This window comes from Pseudomonas sp. 05T35 (assembly GCF_056396605.1).
In genome coordinates this window covers 1-4818 of record NZ_JBFTLU010000355.1, presented here as the reverse complement: position 1 = coordinate 4818, position 4818 = coordinate 1, and the positions used below count along the sequence as shown (strand labels likewise).

The 4818-nt window shown below is 59.1% G+C and carries 7 protein-coding genes; 2 read left to right on the top strand and 5 right to left on the bottom strand.

Features of this window, described 5'->3' with window-relative positions:
• On the top strand, positions 1-309 hold a 309-nt coding region (locus AC1DH9_RS22505; RefSeq protein WP_477808809.1), incomplete at its 5' end, for an ATP-binding protein.
• 204 nt (positions 310-513) lie between these two features.
• Here AC1DH9_RS22505 and AC1DH9_RS22500 read toward each other — a convergent pair.
• The 4 genes from AC1DH9_RS22500 to AC1DH9_RS22485 form a co-directional block, all read right to left on the bottom strand.
• Positions 514-1317 carry a MipA/OmpV family protein gene (locus tag AC1DH9_RS22500; RefSeq protein ID WP_427546149.1) on the bottom strand — a complete coding sequence of 268 codons (804 nt, stop codon included), beginning with the start codon at positions 1315-1317 and terminating at the stop codon, positions 514-516.
• Between the two features lie 91 nt (positions 1318-1408).
• Positions 1409-1897 carry a GFA family protein gene (locus tag AC1DH9_RS22495; protein WP_427546151.1) on the bottom strand — a complete coding sequence of 163 codons (489 nt, stop codon included), beginning with the start codon at positions 1895-1897 and terminating at the stop codon, positions 1409-1411.
• A gap of 151 nt (positions 1898-2048) precedes the next feature.
• Positions 2049-2501: a Spy/CpxP family protein refolding chaperone gene (locus AC1DH9_RS22490; RefSeq protein WP_427546153.1), complete on the bottom strand. Its 453-nt coding sequence runs from the start codon at positions 2499-2501 to the stop codon at positions 2049-2051.
• 138 nt (positions 2502-2639) lie between these two features.
• A complete protein-coding gene (locus AC1DH9_RS22485; protein WP_427546155.1) occupies positions 2640-2993 on the bottom strand; it encodes a hypothetical protein in 354 nt (117 codons plus the stop codon).
• 297 nt (positions 2994-3290) lie between these two features.
• Here AC1DH9_RS22485 and AC1DH9_RS22480 point away from each other — a divergent pair, with 297 nt between their 5' ends.
• Entirely contained in the window at positions 3291-3644 is a 354-nt protein-coding gene (locus AC1DH9_RS22480; RefSeq protein ID WP_427546157.1) for a BON domain-containing protein, read from the top strand.
• 129 nt (positions 3645-3773) lie between these two features.
• Here AC1DH9_RS22480 and AC1DH9_RS22475 read toward each other — a convergent pair whose 3' ends face one another.
• Entirely contained in the window at positions 3774-4646 is an 873-nt protein-coding gene (locus AC1DH9_RS22475; protein WP_123580637.1) for an undecaprenyl-diphosphate phosphatase, read from the bottom strand.
• Positions 4647-4818: the final 172 nt, after the last annotated feature.

The window sequence follows — 4818 nt, the reverse complement described above, 5'->3', positions numbered from 1 at the left end:
GTGATCAACCTGCTGCGCAATGCCATTCGCTACGCCGAGCGACGGGTGGAGGTGTCGCTGACGCTGGGTGAAGACGGATATGAAGGGTTGGTCAACGATGATGGACCGGGTGTGCCGCTGGAGGGACGCGAGAAGATTTTCGAGCCGTTCTCGCGACTCGACACCAGCCGCGACCGTCGCACCGGCGGTTTCGGCCTGGGCCTTGCGCTGGTTCGGCGGGTGTCGCAATCACACGGCGGCAAGGTCGAGGTCAGCGACTCGCCGTGGGGCGGCGCGTCGTTTCGTATGACCTGGGCGCAGGCTGACTGAGCCGGATCTCAGCCTTAACGCATAACTGAACACTCGTAGCAGCTGGCGAAGCCTGCGTTCGGCTGCACAGCAGTCGTAAACCCTGAATCCCGTTTCTCACTGTAGAACCCGGACGGCCGGGTTTACGACTGCTTCGCAGCCGAACGCAGCCTCGCAGGCTCGGCAGCTGCTACGAGGTCTGGGGCGTACTGCGGGGGAGGCAACTCAGAAGCTGTATTTCACCTGGCCGGCCAGCGACGTTTGCATCCGTCGTTCGACGATCGGGCTGTCCGCGGCATCGCCATTGAGGTACTGCATCGCCAGCACCGTCGAGAATTCGGTCTGGTCGTTGATCGGCACCGCCCAGGTCAACGCTGCGCCTCGGCTGACCATCCCGCCGTGGGTGTCGAAGGCGCGGAACTGACTGCGTGAAGCCTGTGCCGTGCTCACGCCGTACCAGGTCCGTACGTAATCGGCATCACCGAACACGCTGTTGAGGCTGCCATCCAGGCTGCCGTATTCGCCGTCATAGAGGTTGGTGCTGATACTCAACTCCAGTCGGTTGTAGGCGGAGTCGGTGTCGCGGTCGTCATCGCTCTTTTTCAGCGCGTGCTCCAGCGTGGCGCCGACGACCACCTCGCCCAGGGTGTAGTGAATGCTGGCGCCCAGTCGCGGGCGGGATTTGATCGAGCCCATGCCGTCCAGGCGATCCGAACCCTTGAACCTCGACTTGCGGTCCTTGCGCGTTTCACTCAGGCCAATGTAGGTGCTGAATGCCAGGTCACCCCATTCGTTCTGCCAGCCCAGACCGCGCTCGGTGTCGAGGAAGAGGCCATAAGGGCTGACAATCTGGCCGCCCAGCAGCGGCGCAGTCACGCGTTCATCGCTGCCGCTGTAGCGTGGCGCGTTGGCCACACCGGCCTGCACGCTGTAATGCCAGTCTTCGGCCTGCAGGTGCTCGGTCGAGGCCAGCAGGCAGATGGACGTCAGCGAAAGACAAAAGGTTTTGCGGTTTTTCAGAGCAAGCATGAGGCACCCGGCAGGGATTAGGATGCCATCATGCTAGGGGCCTATAGGCGGGCAATCTTTGAGAGCTTTGTCGGGAAACTGTCAACGACTGTTAACGGCTCAGGCCCAGCCGCTCGTGCCACTCGGCAATGGATTCTTGCGGGTAGACCTCGAACTGCTGATCGCCGGGATGTAGCTCGACTTCGACCCACGAGGCTTTTGAGCCGAGCATCAAGTGCGTGTGTTCCGGCGGCACCGGCAGMGGGGTGTCGATGGCCGAAGCGAAGGGGTGAATCAACTCGGGCCACTCGGGGCTGAACAACCACAAGCCACTGCCGCAGAGCGAACAGAAGTGCCGTTCGGCGCTGCTGATATGGGCTCGTCGTGCTCCGTCATCCTTGAGGCGGGCGTGATAGATCGAGATGTGTTTTCGGCCGCGGACCTTCAGGCTTTTCGCCTCGCCGCCGAGGTTGATTGCGTAGCCGCCAGCGCCTTGAGTCTTGCGGCAGATCGAGCAATAACAACGTTGATACGGGTAGGGGTGGGCACTGTTCAGACTGAACGACACGGCGCCGCAATGGCAGGAGCCTTCAAGCTGCATGGCAAACCTCCAACAGGTCGCGCGGACTTCCTGGAACAGCCTAGCAGTTCAGCAATACTTCAGTCCTTGGCATCAGCCTCTGCGGGTCACTGCGTTCCAGTGCGAACCGAGCCTGCTGCGGCCGGTTCGCCTGGTCGAAGGTCGTGGCATATCACTTGGCTTTTTTCGCAACCTCGTGCCGGTCCTCCCGCTTCTCCTCTTCATTGCGGTACAGCTTGTCGGCATTTTTTTTCTGATCGTCGGAAAACGTGCCATACAGAGCGCTGAACGTCGTTGCAAGCTTTTGCATATTGTCCGCGTGCAACTGGGCCAATTTGGCATAGGAGGCCATTGCGTCATCGGCATTGAACGATGGCAGCTTTTCCGCTCGCTCCAGAAAGGCTGTATCGGCGTTGTGCGCATTGTCGCGGATGGTTTGTGCGTAGGCCTCCCATTGAGCTGACTGCTTGTCGGTGATTTTCAGCTTGGCGTGCAGTTCCTTGATCCTCTTCTCCACAACGTCCATATGCTTTTTGGCGTGAGTGGCAGCCTTCTGTGACTGTTCGGCAGGAGTGCTGGCAGCCGTCGTCTGTGCCGAGACAGAAGTGCCGAGCAATGCCAGCATCAACGCTGCCGGCATAGCCGCTTTGAGTACGAAGTTGTTCATGTCTTTATATCCGGATTGAGTTGTCGAACTGACGACCGTTGCAGGGGATATATCAGTGTCAGTGGCGGTCGCTCGGGTTTCATATGGCCAGGCAGCTTAATAGCCGGGAGGAGGATATCGATAGGAGTTGTACGAATCGGGATAGTCCGGCCTTGGGTAGTACCGGACGCCCGGTGGAGGGGGCGGAGGAGGTTGTCGGTAAATCACGGCGGGCGGCGCCTGTACCGCACCCGCGACCACTGCTCCCAATACTGCGCCAACGAGTATCGCCCCCAAATCACCGCCGCCACCACCGCGATAGTCGCCACCGCCGCCGCGATAGTCACGACGGTTGTCATGGCCACCACGATAGTCGCGATGGTAAACCTGCCGGCCGTAGCCGTCCCGCTGATAGTCGTGTTGCGCTTGTGCCGGTAGCACGGCAGCTGCCGCGGTAACAGCGACGAGCATTACTGCCAGCCGTCGGTATAAAGGTATGTGCGAATACTGAGTCATGAGTCGTGCCTCTTTGGATGAGGGAATCACTGAACCCCACCGTCCACTGATGTGCAGGAGGATCGTGACCGTTCTGACCTGGCAGCGATCTACCTCACGCCAGATTGACTCAGCGACCGGCGCGGGTCTGTTCGGTAGCGCACCCTTGCGCCCGATACAGAGTGATTAAAGGAGATGGGCTGGGGGACAGCGCCCGGACTGCAGCGACCGCACTATAATTAATCTGTCGATGACACGAGAGAGGGTCCAACTATGAAAACTCACTCCTTCCAGCATTACTCTCATAATCTGGGAACAGCCGTTCACGACGCGTGGATTACTACCCGGGTGAAATCGGCGCTGGCATTTGCAGAGCCGACTCTCAGCATGCACGTCAATGTCAAAACCCATGCAGGTACAGTGTCGCTGAGCGGTCGCGTTAACACCCATAAAGAATGTGAGCGGGTGGTAGAGCTCGCCCGTTCGGTGAATGGTGTCAACGAAATCGATGCCAAAGACTTGCTGACTCATGTGTTCACTCCCGGGCATCTCCCCGAAGCACCCAACGCTGAAGAGAGCACCGAGTATCGGCCGCAATCGTCGGAAAAAAAGATGGATGACAAATGATGCTGGCAACCGTGTGAGCGCCGCGCTCCCGGTTGTGAAACGGGGGCGCGCGGCGCAGCGCAGACCGCGTCGTCAATAGACAATAAAAAGCCCGGCACTGGCCGGGCTCCATCAGCGTTTGAACGTGGTTTAGCTCAACAGCCCGGTACTGACCGCGACAATCAGGAAAATACCCAGCACCGCCCGGTAAATAACGAAAGGCCAGGTGGAAAACCTTTCGAGGAATTTCATCAGGCCCCAGATGGCGCAAAACGCCGACACGCTGGCGATCACCAACCCGAAAATCAGGTGCGACCACGCTTCGGCCGGGATATGTGCGTGATACAGCACCCACAGCTCTTTCAAGCCAGCCAGCGCGATTGCGGGCAGCCCGAGCAGGAACGAGAAACGCGCGGCTTCTTCGCGTTTGAAGTTAAGGAAGAGCGCGGCGGTGAGTGTTGAACCGGAGCGGGAGACACCAGGAATCAGCGCGCCAATCTGTGCAATGCCGACGATCAATGCGTCTCGCAGGCGCATTTGGCCCACGACGCGTTGATGGCGGCAGCTGAGTTCGGCCGCAGCCAGCAGAACCGCCATCACCAGGCACGAGATACCAATCACCATCAAGCCTCTTAACGGTGAATTGCAGGTATTGAGCAGCGAGGACAAGGCCAGGCCCGCGATGCCGATCGGTATGGTCGCCAGCACAATCGCCACGGCCAGCTTGAACGACTGGTTGCTGTAATCACGCTGCCGCACGGCGCCTATGCTTCCCGTGACGACTTCCCGTACATCACGCCAGAAATAGCTGACGACCGCGGCCAGTGCGGCCAATTGCATGGCGGCGGAAAACGCCGAGCCAGGATCGGGCCAGCCGAGCAGGGCAGGTACGATTCGCATGTGTGCAGTGGATGAAATGGGTAATAGCTCGGTAATGCCTTGAATGATGCCCAGGATGCCAATTTGCAGGTAATCCAGAGAAGCAAAGCCGATATCAAGGCCGCTGGTACAGACGTTTGTCAAAATACGTTCCTTAAAAAGTAAGGCTTTCCCACTACCTCCGAAAACTCGGTACGACGCTCGGAAAGTCTCGGCAGTGGGCAAATGATTCTGGACTGAACCGCTCTGTCAGAGGGTCGTTCATGGTGACTGTCTGGACTGAACCGCTCTGTCAGAGGGTCGTTCATGGTGACTG